Origin of the sequence: Treponema sp. Marseille-Q4523 (genome assembly GCF_016901105.1) — a bacterium.
Lineage (GTDB): Bacteria > Spirochaetota > Spirochaetia > Treponematales > Treponemataceae > Treponema_D.
This window is the reverse complement of record NZ_JAFEVM010000006.1, coordinates 1-15,846: the sequence shown is the minus strand read 5'-3', so window position 1 is coordinate 15,846 and position 15,846 is coordinate 1. Positions and strand designations below refer to the sequence as shown.

Genomic DNA, 15,846 nt, shown 5'->3' with positions numbered 1-15,846 from the left:
GGATTAATAATTTTTATAAAACCGATTTTAGAAACTGCTGCAGCCGTTCGCACTTCGGCCGGTTGAAAATATCATCCGGCGTTCCCGATTCCGCGATGACTCCTCCGTCCATAAAGAGCACGCGCGTGGCGACTTCCCGCGCAAATCCCATTTCGTGCGAAACGACGACCATCGTCATGCCCTCTTCGGCAAGCCCTTTCATGAGGTTGAGCACTTCGCCGACCATTTCGGGATCGAGCGCGCTCGTCGGTTCGTCAAAGAGCATCACGTCGGGGTTCATCGCGAGTGAGCGCACGATCGCAATGCGCTGCTTTTGCCCGCCGGACAATTTCGACGGATAAGTCGAAGCTTTATCGGCAAGACCGATTCTTGCGAGGAGTTTCATCGCATTCGCTTCGGCCTCACTTTTCGTCCGGCGCTTGAGCGTGACGGGCGCGAGCGTGATGTTCTGTAAAACGGTCAAGTGCGGAAAAAGATTGAAGTGCTGAAAGACCATACCCATCTTTGCGCGAAGTTCGTCGACGTTCGTCTTTTCGGCGGTTATATCGACGCCGTTAAAAAAAATCCGGCCGCCGTCCGGACGTTCGAGCAGATTGAGGCAGCGCAAAAAGGTACTCTTGCCCGCACCCGAAGGTCCGATGATGACGATCTTTTCGCCTTTAACGATCGTTTCGGAGATATCGTTGATAACTGCGTCTCCTCCGAATCTTTTTATTAAATTTTTAACTTCGATCACTGCGCGCCATCCTTTTCTCAAAAATCGAAAACAGTTTTGTCAAGCCGACCGTGAGACAGAGATAGACCGCCGCACACGACAAAAGCGGAAGCCATGCGTTGTACGTGGCGTTGCGGATATTGTCGCAGGCTTTTTGCAGATCGACTACGGCGATAAAACTTGCAACCGACGTTTCTTTGATGAGTGCGATAAACTCGCTCGTATACGTCGGAATGATGACGCGGAACGCCTGCGGCATAACGATTTTAACAAGCGTCTGCCGCCACGAAAGACCGAGCGAGCGGCCCGCTTCCGTCTGTCCCGCATCGACCCCTTGAATGCCTGCGCGGAAAATTTCCGTACAGTAGGCGCCGGAATTGATGCCGAAGGCAATGATCGCGACGAGCACCGCATTGCTTATGCCGATCGGCGAAAAGATCACAAAATAAAAAATCATCAGCTGCGTCGCCATCGGTATGCCGCGTATAACCGTCGTGTAGATCTGCGAAATCTTTTGTAGCACTTTATTTTTTGAAATCTTAAAAAGAGCGAAGGTGCAGCCGAGCACCGAACCGATGAGGACGGCACAGATCGCAATGAGCAGTGTCGTACCGAGCCCGTAAAATATGAGCTTCCAGCGCATATGCGAAATCATCGTGTCATAAAACATTTGAAACACAATCCGCTCCTCGTAAATCGATTCGAGCCGAATGCGATATCCGGCTCAAAACGTTGCAGTCAATATTAGGGTCAATTTCGAGTTTTCTAAAACTCGCAGGACTGTCGAAAAAATAAGTAATTTTTAAGACAGTCCTTTTCCAACCGTTTCGCGCAACAATTGAATGGCGAGTTTGGAAAACAAATAAACTTATGTTTACGGCGAGGTTCCGGCCGCGTGCCGTTTCGAGCGTTAGGCTTACGGAAGCCTAACTTAAAAAGCTCGACCGCGGCTAAGCGGGCGGGTTCTCGCCGTAAACACAGCGCTATTAGCTAATACTTTCCAAACTCGATATTCGATCTATCAATTATTTTCGAACGATGATGACCTGATTCGACGAATAATACGGCTCGGAAAAATCGACGTTTTTTCTGCGCTCGTCGGTTGCAGTCATACCCGCCGCAATAAAATCGATCGCGTCCGATTGAAGAGCCGCGATCAGTCCGTCGAACGCCATATCGACGACTTGCAGCTTTTTCCCCAAGTCGCGCGCGATCATCTGGCTCATCGTCACGTCGAAGCCGACAGGATCCGTACCTTCGATATACTCGAATGGGGGAAAGGCGGCGTTCGTTCCCATTTTAATAATTTCACTTCCGTTCGACACAATCGCTTCGGGAACGACGATGGCGCCGTCGGCAGGCATAAACGCCTTTACGAGTTTTTCATAAGTCCCGTCCGTTTTCATCGCGGAAATCGTTTTATTGATCGAAGCGAGCAAAGCGGTATTTCCTTTTTTTACGGCGATCGCGTATTCTTCGGTTGCAAAGCGGATATCGAGCACCTTTAAGTCGCGGTTGCGTTTTACGATCTCTTTTGCAGGCAGTTCGTCGAGAACGATCGCATCGATCGCGCCGTTTTTCAAATCGAGAGCCGCGTCCATACCCGTCTTAAACGATTTCAGCGTTGCGCCCTTTACTTCGTCTTGAATATAAATTTCACCCGTCGTTCCCGCCTGACACCCGAGTATTTTGCCGTTCAAATCTTCCGCCGAAGTGATGTTCACCTGCGCTTTTTTCGAGCACGAAATAAAGCAGAATAAAGCAGGCACGGCAAAAAGCGCAAACATAATTCTTTTCATACTATTCTTCCTCCTGTTGCAAAAATAAAAAGGGACAAAAGTCTGCGCACGCAGTTTTGTCCGCCTGTAAAAGTATAAAATTTGGCATATAAAATGTCAATTATTTTTTCGATACGTCTCATCAATTCCGGATTTTTCGATACGTCGGAACAAGAGGGGCAATCGCGTACACCGTCCGCCTCACTGACACCGCATCGCCGCACCCGTTACAAGTGCGGCGCATTTCGATATAATGACGGCATGGCAAAAAAACGGATAGACCGCGATAAAATAATACAAGCCTTTCTCACGTGTGCGTTCGAAAAAAGCGCGGGCGCCGTCTCCCTCGCCGACATCGCCTCTCTCCTCGGTGTAAACAAAGCCTCTCTCTACAATCACTTTTCAAGCAGAGATGCGATCTGTGAAGCGGCGATCGATTTTTGCGCCGACTATATGAGCGGCGTCCGCTTTATTCCCGAAAGCGCGGATTCTCTCGCTCCGCTTTCGTTTTCCGATGCGCTTGCAAAAATCGTCAAACAGTATTTCCGTTCATACGAAATCGAACCGCTCTTTCAAATGTATGCGTTTATCCATTCGAGCAAATTCTTTTCGTCCGAGGCTTATCGGGCGGCCGAACGGGAAACGCAAAAGATTGCGGAGGATACGGCATCTTTTATCGCGCGCTTTGCAGCCGAAGGAAAACTGCCGGGCACGGAAAGTGAAACGGAACAAACGCGCGCGCTCGATGCGGGAAGCGCAGGGAATACAAATCGTACGGAAGATATGCGGCAGGCGGACGGCGTGCAGACCGCGGATGCAACGAAAAAAAATGAACGCCCTGCAAAGGATGAGCGCGGAGCGGCAGGCGATGCCGTACTCGATACGCTCAAAGAACGCGCCCTCTTTTTTGCGCGTGAACTGAGCGCGGAATTGAGTGCGTACATCGTCGAAAAAAAAGAAACGCTTCGGCAAAATCCCGAAAGCGGCGCGGGAAGTCTCTTTGCTCTTCCCGCAGACGATTCGGCGCTTGCAAAAATCATCGCGAGAGCCGAAGCTTATTGGAAAGGCTGACGCCCGCAAAAAGACGTTGCCGCTCAAACGCTGCAGTTCGGTTTTAACAAGCCGTCGCTCGAACGGCGTATGGCAATTTTAATAAACCGACCGCTTCGCATACGCATAACGGCACTGCAAGGCAAGCGCTATTCGAACGTTACGGCAGGCGCTTCGAGCGAACCTTCAAGCGCTTTCGATGCGCTTATGCTTCCATCCTCTTCGATAAATATGCCGAGCACTTGTGCGTGAAGCCCCGGAATCTCGGCAAGAGGCGTACCGGCCGACGACTGCATCCGGCGAAGCAGTTCCATACCGCTTTCTTTGCCGAGCACGAATACGCTCGTCGAAAGCGCGTCCGCCGCCATGCTCGATTCGCATACGATCGTCGAAGAAAGCAAACCGCTTGAGGCGGGGTATCCCGTTTTTGCATCGAGTATGTGATGATAGCGTACGCCGTTTTCTGTAAAAAAACGCTCGTAGACGCCGCTTGTCACGATCGTCGAATTTGCCACATTCAAAACGATCGCGGGTACGCCTTCCGGATCTTTCGGATCTTTAATGCCGACACGCCACGGAGAGCCGTCCTTTTTTTTGCCGTACACGAAGATGTTGCCGCCCAAATCGACGATGGCGCGGCGTACTTTTCGCGCGCCCAAAATTTTCGTCAATTCGTCTGCAGCGTAGCCTTTGACGATGCCGCCCAAATCGAGCGCCATACCGCGCCGTTTGAGCATGACGGTATTGTCGTCCGCTACGGAAACATCGCGCCAGTTTATCAAAGGCAGCACCGCATCGATTTCGCTCTGTGCGGGCACACGCGCGTGATCGGTATTGATACCCCAAATCTTTACGAGCGGGCCGACGGTCGGATCGAAGGCGCCGCCGGTGAGTTCCGCAAAGGCGAGAGCAGATCTAACGACGTAGGCCGTATCGGAAGAAACGGAAACGCTTCGTTCACCGGCAGCTTTATTTATCGCCGAGATTTCCGACGAGTCGATAGTGACGCTGAAGGTCTCGTCGATTTCATGCAGCCGCGCAAAGAGTTCGTCGTACAACGATTTTGTGCCGTCGTCGTACGCGTTCACCGTGCATACCGTTCCCATAAGAGCTTCGGTACGCGGATCCGCAGTACGAACACAGGAAGGTAAACAAATCGAAAAAATAATAATTAATAAGGCGAACATCGCTCTTTGAAAACATTGTCTGAACAAAGGCACTCCGAAACGGTGTTTTATTAAAGCACGATTTTCCCCTGTCTTATTAAAATCGAAAACGTTTTTCATACGTCTTTTGCATCTTCCTTTTCGGTCACCGCGATGTGCAGTTCATCGAGCTGTATCTGCTCCACTTCGCTCGGGCTTTCGTCCATCGGAGAAGCGGCCAAATTATTTTTCGGAAAGGCGATCACTTCGTGAATGCTCTCCTCCCCTTCCATGAGCATGATAAGGCGGTCGAGACCCGGTGCGATGCCGCCGTGCGGAGGAGCGCCGAATTGAAATGCGCGCACGAGAAAACCGAACGCTTTTTGCGCGCGCTCTTCGCTGTAGCCGACGATTTTAAAAATGCGTTTTTGCAGTTCGGGATCGTTGATACGCATGGAACCGGATGCAAGCTCGTAGCCGTTGAGCACCAAATCGTAGAGATCGCCTTTGACGGCACCCGGCTCGCTCTCGAGCGTGTCCCAATATTTTTTTTGCGGAAGCGTAAACATGTGGTGTTCCGTTTCCCACTTGCTCTCGTCTTCGTTCCACGCAAAATACGGAAAATCGATGATCCACACAAAGTGAAACCGATCACGGGGATCATAGAGGCCGAGCTCTTTACCGAGCTGCTTGCGCACGGCACCGAGGGCGACGCATGCGATCTGCCATCTTTCGTCGCTCACAAACAAAAGCAAATCGTTTTTTTCGGCGCCGAGCTTTTCGGAAATCTCTTTTTCTTTGCCCGCGTAGAATTTAGAGATGCCGCCTTCGAACGCACCCGAACCGTCGACTTTCATCCACGCGAGCCCCTTCGCTTTATACGTCTTTGCAACCGCTTCGAGCGCTTCGATCATTTTCCGGCTGTACTTGTCGGCGACGTTTTTGACGACGAGCGCTTTTATCGCCGAGCGTTTGTGCCGTTCGATATCGCGCCCTGAGTTTGCAGCTCCCGCTTTGAACGCGTTGAAGTCCGAGAGCTCTGCCATAAAAGCCGCGTCCTGCATTTTCAAACCGAAGCGGAGATCGGGTTTATCCGAACCGTACAAATCGAACGCGTCCTCCCACGAAAGCCGGTCGAAGCGCAGAGGCAAATCGAAGTTCATCGTCTTTTTGAAAACATAGCCCATCATGCCTTCGGTCACGCCGAGCACTTCTTCGCGGTCTGTAAAGCTCATCTCCATATCGATCTGCGTAAACTCAGGCTGCCGATCGCCGCGCGCATCTTCGTCGCGATAGCATCGGGCGATCTGAAAATATTTATCGAAACCCGAAACCATCAAAAGCTGTTTGTAGAGCTGCGGGCTTTGCGGCAGCGAATAAAATTTCCCCGCATGCACGCGCGAAGGCACGAGATAATCGCGCGCACCTTCCGGCGTCGATTTAATAAAAGTCGGCGTTTCTATTTCGAGAAAGCCCTGCTGCGTGAGGTATTCGCGGACAGCGAAGGTCACTTGAGAGCGCAATATGATATGATGCTGCATCGGAGCGCGGCGCAGATCGAGATAGCGGTATTTTAAACGGAGATCTTCATTCGGCAATACGACGCTTCCATCTTTTTGGCGCACTTCGTCGATCGCAAAGGGCAGCGGATCGGATACCGTAAAAATTTCGATATCGCAGGCCGCGACTTCGATTTCACCCGTCGGCATATCGGCGTTAACGTCTTTATCGCCCCGCGCGGAAACGGTGCCGTGTACTGCAATGCAGTATTCGCTTTTGAGCGAAGCCGCAGTTTTTTTGACGCTTTGTGCCGCGTCGGGTCCGACGAGCACTTGCGTTATGCCGTAGCGGTCGCGCAAACTGATAAAAAAAATACCGCCCAAATCGCGAGTGCGGTGCACCCAGCCGTTTAAGACGACGGTTTTACCGACATCGCTTTTGCGCAGTTCTCCGCAGGTAACGCTTCGTTTTGAATTTTCCATGATGGGGTATTGTAATACATTGCAGGCGGCGTGGGAAGAGAATTACGCGGCCAATTCAGATTTTCGGTATTGCAATCTTTATGATTAAACAGATTTATAAGCTGAACCTCTGCATCGTCGGATAGTTTTACATAGGTAATTAAATCTCTTTTTTGAGTTTCGCTGTAAATGTGTATAAAATCGCCGTCAATTTTCAAAATCAGCGATTCATATTCGTTTGAATCTATTTGATCATATGAAAAATATGAGTCCCAGTCGGTTTCGTCTATCAAATCTCTGCCGAATGAAGGTACTCCGTATCCCGTACAACGATATACGGTATCGGATATTTTTTCAATTTTATTGAACAAAAAAGAATTGTCATTATGGAATCTCAGTCCCACATTGCTGATAACAACATAAAACCGATCTTCCTGTAAAGCCCGTGCTATATATTCTTCGGTTTCTCTTTGTATATCGGGATTTTGATTTTCCAATGCATATTTGTAATCATATTTTTTTATTCTTGAAGTATCTTTATTTTTTAATACTTCAAGAAAATATGAAGGTACATATTTTTTAGATATACCGATTTCTTCTACTGAAATTATTGATTCGGGGAGAACCTCGTTGCAATCTTTTATCTTGAGATTTTTTATTGAAATAAATCCTTTGTATGTATTACTGTCATAAACAAGAGAAAGTAATTTGTTTTGCTTGTTTTTATCGGTCAATCGAATTCTGCTGCTTTCGCAATCCAAATTCACTGCCGTACCTTTTCTTATTATTTTTTTATTATTTAACGATAGCTGTAAATCTTCATCTCGAAAAAATACGGAAACGTCTTTTTCAGCAACATAATCAACAACCCCGACGCGAGCGTCGGGATATGTTGTTCTCATAAGGTGGTTGCAGTCGGCTCGACGCGGCATATGAGATAACCCTCCGCACGAATAAAAATCTTCAGCATACAAAAACAGTTCGAAAATTAAAAAAATAAACAATAAATTTTTTTTCTTAAACATACTTTATCTCTTCACTCTTTCCGGGAACGCGTATTATGCTGACGAAAGCCCGTTCTAAAAGCTCGAGGCTCATATTCGCTTTGTTTCTATTATATCGATTAGAAACTTTTTTTTCCATATTTTTATGATTTTCCGCCGCGCGGGATGCCGACTTTCCCTTTCCACGGAAAAGTTTTTATGCAAATGCGTCCGCTTTTTTCAAGCTGAAAGATGAGTTCGGAAACGGTATCGTGTTCCCACGTATTGAGGCCGCAGATTTTTTGAGAGCGTTCGTTTAAAAGAGGCAGCAGCATTCCTTCAAGTTCGATTTTCGTGTATGCGTTCCGATGATTTGCTATAAAACGTAATGCAAACTCTTCGTCGCGCTCCGCCCGAAAAAACCGATCCTGTACAAGGCAACGTATTTTTTTATACGACGGCATCGCTCGGAAATCTCTCTCTTTCGCTTCGGCTTTCTTTTCGGCATCGCAGATGTCACAGCCGCTGCACACCGCCTTCTCCGCGCCGAGTGCGTCGAGGAGCACTTGCCTGCGGCAGTTTTTCGTTTCGGCGAATTCTTTCATCGCATATTCGCGGCTCCCTTTCGGAAAGCGTGAAAAGCGGGCAGTGTCCGAGGGACTCCACAGCAAAATCGCGTTTGCGTCTTTTCCGTCGCGTCCGCTCCGTCCCGCTTCCTGAATATATTGTTCGGCCGTGTTCGGCGCGTCGATGTGAACGATCGTGCGTATGTCTTTTTTATCGACACCCATACCGTAGGCACAGGTCGCGCAGAGGACGGCATCGGTTTTATCGTAAAACCATTTTTCGATTTCATCTTTTTCCGATTTTTCCAAGCCCGCGTGATAAAAACGCGCCGCTCCTTTTCCGTAACAGATCGTAAGATCACGTGCAATGTCTTCGGCGCGGACTCGCGTAGGGCAAAAAATTATCATCGGTCTTTGTTCGGTGTGTGCAAGCATGAGCGCCGTGTATTTTTTGCAGCAGCTGTATTCGACGCGGTAGCGGATATTCGGCCGATCGCTTTCCGATCGCACGATGCGCGCGCTTCCGTCGAAAAGCACTTCCGCTATGCGGGAAAGCACTTGGGGAGAAGCCGTCGCGGTAAAAGCGGTGACGAGGGGAGAGCCGAGTTTTTTGATGATATTCCCGAGCGTCAAATACGAAGGGCGAAAACTGTCGCCCCATTCGGAAACGCAGTGCGCTTCGTCGATCGCGACGTGTGCGATTGCGCATTCGGAAAGGCGGGCGACCAGTGCCTCATTTTGCAGTACTTCGGGATTCGCCAAAATGATTTTCGCACCCGCTTTTATTTTATTGAAATTTTCCGCCCGCTCTTCGGCGCTTTGGTTGCCGCGAAGCGTGACATTGCCGATATTCCCTTCTTCCATGCGCCGCCTTTGATCGGCCATGAGCGCAAGGAGAGGATAGATGATGAGCGTCGGCCCGTCCAAAAGCAGGGCGGGAACGAGAAAGCACAAGGATTTTCCGGCTCCCGTCGGAAGGAGAACTATCTGCTTGCCGTATTCGGCCGCGTCTTCGATGCTCACATCCGAAACATCCGCTTTCGCTGCATTTACCGCACTCCTGCTACGGTACGCGTCAATAATGTTCGCGATGACGAGGCGCTGCCACGGATAGAGATAGCTTATGCCGAAAGCGCGTTTTGCCGCACTGAGCGCGTCGTCGTCCAAGCCTGCTTCGCCGTCGCTATAGATTTCTTTTTCGATTCGCATAGTTTCCCCTTTTTTTTCGTACCGGGAGGATGCCGAACTCGGCATTCCCTCCACAGTAATAATCGGTTTAAAAAGCAAATTTACGCGGAATTGAGGAGCGCTTTTCGGCCGTGCCGCTTGCAAACGGCACAGAACACGAAGTTCCTTGCGCAGCTTGAAACGAACGCGAAGCATGAAGTTCCCCGTGCAATCTTGCAACGAGCGCGAAGCGCGAAGTTTCCCGTGCAATCTTGCAATATGATTGTCCGATTAAAGAAACGAAGGAGATGCGTATAATAAAACGAGGTCTGATATGTGGTATGCACCAGCCGAACGATGAGCGACCAGGGGGAAATAAACAGGCATTTTTCTCGTCTCGAAAAAAGAAATCCACGATATCGAGATAAACGATTTTGCCGTTACCGTCGCAAAGGCTGTCCTCCGGATCGCAGAATGTCGAATGAGCAAAGAAAACGAAAAGAAGCGAAACCGATCAACGGTTATATGATAGACGCCGCCGATGTTTTCATCGAAAACCGCAAAATTACAAATACCGTCCGAAGATCTGTAAACAAATCTGTCTTTAAAGAGGTTTTAATGTATCTTGCATAGCTGTATTTTTTATGAGTTTTGTTTTGCATCTTTCTCATAGCGGATAAAAGCTTCTTCAAAAATCCCCATAGCACTGTCACATGCCCCCATATTTTCAAGATAATCTCTTAAATGATTATGAGAAACGGAATGTCGAGGAAAACCTGCATCAAACATTGCATCTCGTGCAATATCTCCTACAGGCGTACTGTCGTTTTTAAACTGCAACAACCATGAGTAAAATGATTTTGACATTTTCTACCCTCCGTTATTTCGACATTTTTTCCTTAGAATTATGCAGCGAGTAAATTTTCAGATTTAGGAACTGTATAATTAGTGCATAAGAGCGCACACGTATATCCGCGAATTTTCGAAAAAAAAACGCAAAGCTTCGGTCCCTACGAGAGTCGAACTCGTCTTTAAAGATTGAGAATCTTTCGTCCTAACCGATAGACGAAGGGACCCGGTACTGACAAAAAGGGCTGTCTCAAAAGTCGGTTACTTTTTCGACAGCCTGTCGAGTTTGAAATTAAGTCTTTGTATTGTTAATGACTTAATTTCAAACATCGCATAATAAATCAAGGAAACTTTTCAAAAATCGAAATTTTTGAAAAGTCTTTTGCGTTCCCCAAGGAGGATTCGAACCCCCACAAGCAGAACCAGAATCTGCGGTGCTACCATTACACAATCGGGGAATATACTGTTCCGTCACTATACGCATTTGGCGGGCATTTGTCAATACGGTGTGTGCAGTGTATGCTGTGTGTTGCCGGAATTCCGTGTATGCAAAAAAATATCCGATCGACAAGCCTGCGGCATAGAGCGATTCCAGCCGCGTTTTCCGATCGGATAATTCGGAATAAAAAGCGAATCTTACTTTGCCGACATGAGCAGCGTTTTCGGATCGAGGTTTACCGTACCCGCAACGGCCCTTTTATCGCGGAGCTTCAATACACTGAGCGCAACTCCGTTTTGCGAAGCGGCAAGGTGGCATACCGCATCGAAAAAGGGAAGCAGTTCCGGACGGCAGGAGCCTTCCAAATCCGTGCTTGCCTTTGTGTCGCTGAACCACGCGGTCATTTTTTCTTCTTTGACGAAGGCGGAAACGGCTTCGATGTCTTCTTTGCTCACTTTATCCATGTTCATACCGTCGATGACGAGCGCGGAAACGGCGATGCCGCCGGCTTTCAACGCTTTCAGCGTGTTGATGACTTTCGTAAGCGAAAAGGTTTCCTGGCTGAAATTCAAAATCATGCGGTCGCGCATAATGCTGTCTTTCAATTCGGGATTGTCCGCTATATTTTTTTTCTTGGATATCTCCGTAAAGATGCTGTCGTACCACGAAATGACGTTCGAAGAGTGCTGATCGAACGAAACGTGAACGAGCTGTTCGTCTTTGAGCAGCGCGTCAAGACCGAACTGCACGAGGATCGCGGTTTTGCCGACGCCTTTTTTTGCGGTGACGAGTCCGATCTCGCCCGCTTTCAGTCCTCCGTCGGCAATATTGTCAAAGCTGCGCACCGGGCTGTAGTTGATAAGATCTTTTTTATCCATAGCTGCCTCCTATAAAACTTTTGCAGAAAGTATGGAGCTTGCGAAAGAGCGATGCCGGAATGCGACACCGCTTTTATCACATCTCGTTATTTTTGCGCGGCTTTGCGCTCTTCCTGATATTTTTTCATCAGTTCTTCGCCTACGGCGTTCGGTACACGTCCGTATTTGAGGAATTCCATCGTAAACTCCGCTTTGCCCTGCGTCGAAGAGCGGAGGATCGTCGAAAAACCGAACATCTCCGAAAGCGGCACTTCCGCGTTTACGGTCGAGGTATTGTTTTCATCCGTCGTATCGATGATGACACCGCGCCGTTGGTTGATGAGGCCGAACATATTGCCCTGGAATTCGGTCGGTCCCGAAATGGACACTTTCATGATCGGCTCGAGGATGACGGGTTTTGCTTTTTCGTAGCCTTCGCGGAACGCACCGATCGCAGCCTGTTGGAACGCGATGTCGGATGAGTCGACGGGGTGGTATTGACCGTCGTTGATCGTCATCTTTACGCCGACGATGGGGAAGCCGATGAGCGTGCCTTTTTCCATCGCTTTGCGGAAGCCTTTATCGCAGGACGGAATGTATTCGTTCGGGATGGCGCCTCCCTTGATCGCATCGACGAATTCGTAATCTTTGTCCGCGAGCGGCTCCATGATACCGGCAACGCGTCCGTATTGTCCGGAACCGCCGGTTTGCTTTTTGTGCGTATAGTTGAACGGAGCGCTCTGTGTGATCGATTCGCGGTAAGCGACTTGCGGCTGACCGACGACGACTTCGCACTTGTATTCGCGCTTCATGCGTTCGACGTAGACGGCGAGGTGCAGTTCGCCCATACCTTTGATGATCGTTTCGTTCGATTCGGGATCGACGTAGGTTTGGAAAGTCGGATCTTCTTTCGTAAAGCGGTTGAGCGCTTTCGCCATCTGAGCGGCGTCTTTTTTTTCTTTCGGCGTGATCGATTCGGAGATGACGGGATTCGGAACGTACATCGACGCCATGGAGTAATTGAGTCCGCCGCCGCAGAACGTATCGCCCGATGCGCAGTCGATGCCGAAGAGCGCTACGATATCGCCCGGTGTCGCTTCGTTGATGTCTTCCATCTTGTCCGCATTCATGCGGACGAGCCGCCCGACTTTGAACTTTTTGCGCGCGCGCGTATTGTACAGTTCGCATCCTTTCGGGATAGTGCCCTGATACACGCGGACGTAGGTGAGCTGACCGTATTGTCCGTCGTCGAGTTTGAATGCGATCGCGACGGTCGGCTTGTCCGCGACATTGAAGAGCTCGACCTGCGCTTCGTTGTTGTCGAGGTCGAACGCATAATTGTGAACCTCGGTCGGGTCGGGAAGATAGCGCGTGACGCCGTCGAGCACGAGCTGCACGCCCTTGTTCATGTGAGCCGAACCGCAGAACACGCCGACGAATTGCTCCGCAAGCGTCGCTTTACGGACGGCCGCGATGATCTCTTCTTCGGTTTCTTTGCCTTCGAGGGCGTCTTCCATGAGCTGATCGTCGAACATCGATACCGCATCGACCAAATCCGCGCGATATTTTTTTGCCTCATCGACCATGTGCGCGGGAATTTCTGCGACGCGCACTTCCTGACCGTCGGGACCTTCAAAATAAAGCGCTTTCATCGCGACGAGGTCGATGACGCCTTCGAGTTTGTCTTCAAGCCCGATCGGGAGCGCCATCATGTGGGCGTTGAGTCCGAGTTTATCGCGCAGCTGTTTACATACGCGGATGGGATTAGCGCCCTGACGGTCGCATTTATTGACGAATGCGATGCGGGGTACATGATAGCGCTTCAGCTGGCGATCGACGGTGATCGACTGGGACTGAACGCCTGCGACCGCACACAAAACGAGGATGGCGCCGTCGAGGACGCGTAAACTCCGTTCGACTTCGATCGTAAAGTCGACGTGTCCGGGAGTGTCGATCAGGTTGATTGTGTAATCTTTCCATTGCACTTGCGTTGCCGCAGATTGAATCGTAATGCCCCGCTCGCGTTCCAAGTCCATGCTGTCCATTGTCGCGCCGACGCCGTCTTTACCGTGAACTTCGTGAATCTGGTGAATTCTGTTACAGTAAAACAGAATGCGTTCCGACAAAGTCGTTTTTCCTGAGTCGATGTGGGCGCTGATACCGATATTTCGTATTTTTGAAATATCAAAGTCCATATTGATTACCTCTTTATAAAAAAAATTCCACCTTGCAGTAAGGAATAAATATAACCGATTACAGAGCTTTATTCAATACCGCAAAAATTATTGAAAAAATTATCCCGAAATTTTCGGCAAAAATTATCAATATTTTCCGACAGCCGATAAGCGAAACGCATATTTAATAAATTTTGTCGTATGAGAAACCGAAAATCCGAGAGAGGCGGCTCCGCCTCCGTATTCGCCGTTTTTCTGCTTGAAGGAAAAACCCGCACTGCCTGAGCTTGTAATGTTTTTTTGCGAGTGCATAAGCGAAAATTTGCACGATTCCTCGGCTGCCTTTTTTGAAAACGTGTACGATGCCAGCGCTCCGTAACGGAGTTTCCCTTTTCGCCGGAAAAAATTCTCTGAAATCGCATAGCGTACCGTATCGGCGTCGACTCCTTGTTCGCTTGAAAAATCGATGCCGCCGATTTCGAAGACGAGGCGCGATGAGATATATTTGTCCGAATACTGAACGCCGCCTCCGCATTTGACGCTCGTTCGTTCGCCGTCGCGGAACGGCACGTATGTTTGCCGGACAGTTCCCGCCGCTCCGACTGTGAGAGACGGCAGGCGCGGTGAAGGGAAGCGGTGAGTATATTGCGAGGAGATGCGGAATTGACTGAGCGTATGCAGTACCGTGCCGTTCGGCGTGATGATACCGCGTCCGTCGGAGGCGAACGCCGAAGCGAGCAGCGTAAATCCTCCTGCTGTAAACACGTTTTCGCTTCTGTATGTGTAGCGCAGTTTCCCCGACGGCTGATCGTATAAGCCTGTTGTAAAAAGCGATGTAAAGTTGGGCGCCGAAAAGAGCGCTTGGAGTGCGAATGCGGAATACCGCGCCGGTTTGAAAAATGCGATTTCGGAAAACCACGACGACGTATCGTTTTTGAGAAAAAAACTTGCCCCTGTAATCGAAACGGCAGCGCTCATCATGCGCGGCAAAGCAATCCTGATGTCCGCCGATGCGGCAAGCGTTCCGTCTTCGCGGTAAAAAAAAGAAGCGCCCGACCCGGCAAAGCGCGGAGCCGTATCCGGAAGCCGGCAGTCGGCTGCAAAAGCGGGCGGTTTGTTGCCCGTAGACGACGACGGAAGAGAAGATGCGATCCCTGTTTTTGTCGGAAACGATTTTACAAAGGGGGATGTGGAAAAGGACGGGGCAGGAGCAGCGAGACGCGAAAAACTTCCGCTTAAGGACAGGGTACCCGCTTTCAGCGTCAGCGGAACACCCGACACACGGTCGAAAAACAGCGCCGCCCCGTATTGCGGCAGGCGAACGGAGGCTTCGCCGAAATTCGGCAGCGCGATATCGGACACGGCTTCGTAAAACCGCAGGTCTGCATCGCGAAATCGGGCGCGTATGCCGCAGGTCGTGTCCGCCGATGACAGGGCAAAGTCCGCGTCATCGAAGTACAAGGACGATGATGCGCTTAGATTGAGCCTCTTAAAAAGCGCTTCCGATTTTCGTTTCGCCTTCGGCTCTGAGCTTAGGCGAGACGCTTGTTCGGCTCCCGATTTTTCGGCGGCGGATAATCGATGTACCGACGAAAATGCCGCAAAGACTGCAGCGATCAATATACAGCGATAGTTCATACCCTAATAGTCGCCCTAAATGTTCGGTTTCGGAGTTTTTTTAGGAGAAAATTCGACAAAATTACTGTGAGGGCGCGCTTTGCCTAAAGCACTCATACATATCCCTATTTGTGGGACTAACATCCGTGGTTTTCGCTAGAGTGGAAAACGCTGGATGCGGGGTGTAAAAAACAGCTATACAAAAAATGCACAGCTGTTTTTACGATCGAGTTATAAATAATTCTACCACAGTTTGAAAAAATTCATTATAAAGTCAATTGTAAATCCGATAAGCACGGCAATGGAAATTATATTCAGTCGTTTACTCCATATTTTAGAATCTTTCTTCCCCGTTCGAGAAATATAAAATACAGAGTAAAGCAGTATAATTATACTTACCAAAATCATTATAACATCATATCTTGCAGTAAACATTTTTTTACCTCTATTTTTCGTTTGCTAAATCATCTACAGCTGATGCAGCAGAATACATATCATACAGATATGAGATACCTATACGTTTTCTATATTCTACTCAAATAGAA

The 15,846-nt window shown here is 49.2% G+C and carries 12 protein-coding genes and 2 tRNA genes; 1 reads left to right on the top strand and 13 read right to left on the bottom strand.

What is annotated here, in order from left to right; genetic code table 11:
- Window positions 1–13 precede the first annotated feature (13 nt).
- The 3 genes from JSQ97_RS02915 to JSQ97_RS02905 form a co-directional block, all read right to left on the bottom strand.
- The gene (locus tag JSQ97_RS02915; protein ID WP_205074675.1) at window positions 14–736 is read right to left on the bottom strand and encodes an amino acid ABC transporter ATP-binding protein; all 723 of its coding nucleotides are present in this window, start codon (window positions 734–736) and stop codon (window positions 14–16) included.
- Window positions 723–1,385, bottom strand: a complete 663-nt coding sequence (locus tag JSQ97_RS02910) for an amino acid ABC transporter permease (RefSeq protein WP_239446902.1) — start codon at window positions 1,383–1,385, stop codon at window positions 723–725. Before JSQ97_RS02910 ends, JSQ97_RS02915 begins: the two co-directional genes overlap by 14 nt.
- 355 nt (window positions 1,386–1,740) lie before the next feature.
- Window positions 1,741–2,514 carry a transporter substrate-binding domain-containing protein gene (locus tag JSQ97_RS02905; protein WP_205074674.1) on the bottom strand — a complete coding sequence of 258 codons (774 nt, stop codon included), beginning with the start codon at window positions 2,512–2,514 and terminating at the stop codon, window positions 1,741–1,743.
- 240 nt (window positions 2,515–2,754) lie between these two features.
- On the opposite strand from JSQ97_RS02905, the gene JSQ97_RS02900 reads away from it, so the two are divergent.
- The gene (locus tag JSQ97_RS02900; RefSeq protein WP_205074673.1) at window positions 2,755–3,564 is read left to right on the top strand and encodes a TetR/AcrR family transcriptional regulator; all 810 of its coding nucleotides are present in this window, start codon (window positions 2,755–2,757) and stop codon (window positions 3,562–3,564) included.
- Between the two features lie 128 nt (window positions 3,565–3,692).
- Here the strand turns inward: JSQ97_RS02900 and JSQ97_RS02895 are convergent, their stop codons facing one another.
- The 10 genes from JSQ97_RS02895 to JSQ97_RS02850 form a co-directional block, all read right to left on the bottom strand.
- Window positions 3,693–4,649, bottom strand: coding sequence for an FAD:protein FMN transferase (locus JSQ97_RS02895; protein WP_239446891.1), 957 nt, complete (start codon window positions 4,647–4,649; stop codon window positions 3,693–3,695).
- A 176-nt stretch (window positions 4,650–4,825) separates the two neighbouring features.
- Window positions 4,826–6,670 (bottom strand): aspartate--tRNA ligase, encoded by a 1,845-nt coding sequence (gene aspS / locus JSQ97_RS02890; protein WP_205074671.1) that lies wholly within the window; start codon window positions 6,668–6,670, stop codon window positions 4,826–4,828.
- Window positions 6,598–7,674, bottom strand: a complete 1,077-nt coding sequence (locus tag JSQ97_RS02885; RefSeq protein WP_205074670.1) for a hypothetical protein — start codon at window positions 7,672–7,674, stop codon at window positions 6,598–6,600. The genes aspS and JSQ97_RS02885 overlap by 73 nt, the downstream gene beginning before the upstream one ends.
- 122 nt (window positions 7,675–7,796) lie before the next feature.
- On the bottom strand, window positions 7,797–9,407 hold the full coding sequence (locus JSQ97_RS02880; RefSeq protein WP_205074669.1) for a RecQ family ATP-dependent DNA helicase: 1,611 nt from the start codon (window positions 9,405–9,407) through the stop codon (window positions 7,797–7,799).
- A 600-nt stretch (window positions 9,408–10,007) separates the two neighbouring features.
- Complete coding sequence (locus JSQ97_RS02875) at window positions 10,008–10,232, bottom strand: sterile alpha motif-like domain-containing protein (protein ID WP_205074668.1); 225 nt, start codon at window positions 10,230–10,232, stop codon at window positions 10,008–10,010.
- Between the two features lie 137 nt (window positions 10,233–10,369).
- A tRNA-Glu gene (locus JSQ97_RS02870) sits at window positions 10,370–10,441 on the bottom strand.
- 160 nt (window positions 10,442–10,601) lie between these two features.
- A tRNA-Gln gene (locus tag JSQ97_RS02865) sits at window positions 10,602–10,672 on the bottom strand.
- A gap of 178 nt (window positions 10,673–10,850) precedes the next feature.
- A complete protein-coding gene (locus JSQ97_RS02860) occupies window positions 10,851–11,531 on the bottom strand; it encodes an ATPase domain-containing protein (RefSeq protein WP_205074667.1) in 681 nt (226 codons plus the stop codon).
- Between the two features lie 86 nt (window positions 11,532–11,617).
- Entirely contained in the window at window positions 11,618–13,705 is a 2,088-nt protein-coding gene (gene fusA, locus JSQ97_RS02855; protein ID WP_205074666.1) for an elongation factor G, read from the bottom strand.
- 126 nt (window positions 13,706–13,831) lie between these two features.
- Window positions 13,832–15,322, bottom strand: a complete 1,491-nt coding sequence (locus JSQ97_RS02850) for a hypothetical protein (protein ID WP_205074665.1) — start codon at window positions 15,320–15,322, stop codon at window positions 13,832–13,834.
- Window positions 15,323–15,846: the final 524 nt, after the last annotated feature.

What these genes read in the sequence shown, in the direction of transcription:
- JSQ97_RS02895 (WP_239446891.1), bottom strand. Translation starts at nt 4,649, where the DNA reads ATGGGAACGGTATGCACGGTGAACGCGTACGACGACGGCACAAAATCG.
- JSQ97_RS02860 (WP_205074667.1), bottom strand. Translation starts at nt 11,531, where the DNA reads ATGGATAAAAAAGATCTTATCAACTACAGCCCGGTGCGCAGCTTTGAC.
- JSQ97_RS02910 (WP_239446902.1), bottom strand. Translation starts at nt 1,385, where the DNA reads ATGTTTTATGACACGATGATTTCGCATATGCGCTGGAAGCTCATATTT.
- aspS (WP_205074671.1), bottom strand. Translation starts at nt 6,670, where the DNA reads ATGGAAAATTCAAAACGAAGCGTTACCTGCGGAGAACTGCGCAAAAGC.
- JSQ97_RS02880 (WP_205074669.1), bottom strand. Translation starts at nt 9,407, where the DNA reads ATGCGAATCGAAAAAGAAATCTATAGCGACGGCGAAGCAGGCTTGGAC.
- JSQ97_RS02905 (WP_205074674.1), bottom strand. Translation starts at nt 2,514, where the DNA reads ATGAAAAGAATTATGTTTGCGCTTTTTGCCGTGCCTGCTTTATTCTGC.
- JSQ97_RS02900 (WP_205074673.1), top strand. Translation starts at nt 2,755, where the DNA reads ATGGCAAAAAAACGGATAGACCGCGATAAAATAATACAAGCCTTTCTC.
- JSQ97_RS02850 (WP_205074665.1), bottom strand. Translation starts at nt 15,322, where the DNA reads ATGAACTATCGCTGTATATTGATCGCTGCAGTCTTTGCGGCATTTTCG.
- JSQ97_RS02875 (WP_205074668.1), bottom strand. Translation starts at nt 10,232, where the DNA reads ATGTCAAAATCATTTTACTCATGGTTGTTGCAGTTTAAAAACGACAGT.
- JSQ97_RS02885 (WP_205074670.1), bottom strand. Translation starts at nt 7,674, where the DNA reads ATGTTTAAGAAAAAAAATTTATTGTTTATTTTTTTAATTTTCGAACTG.
- fusA (WP_205074666.1), bottom strand. Translation starts at nt 13,705, where the DNA reads ATGGACTTTGATATTTCAAAAATACGAAATATCGGTATCAGCGCCCAC.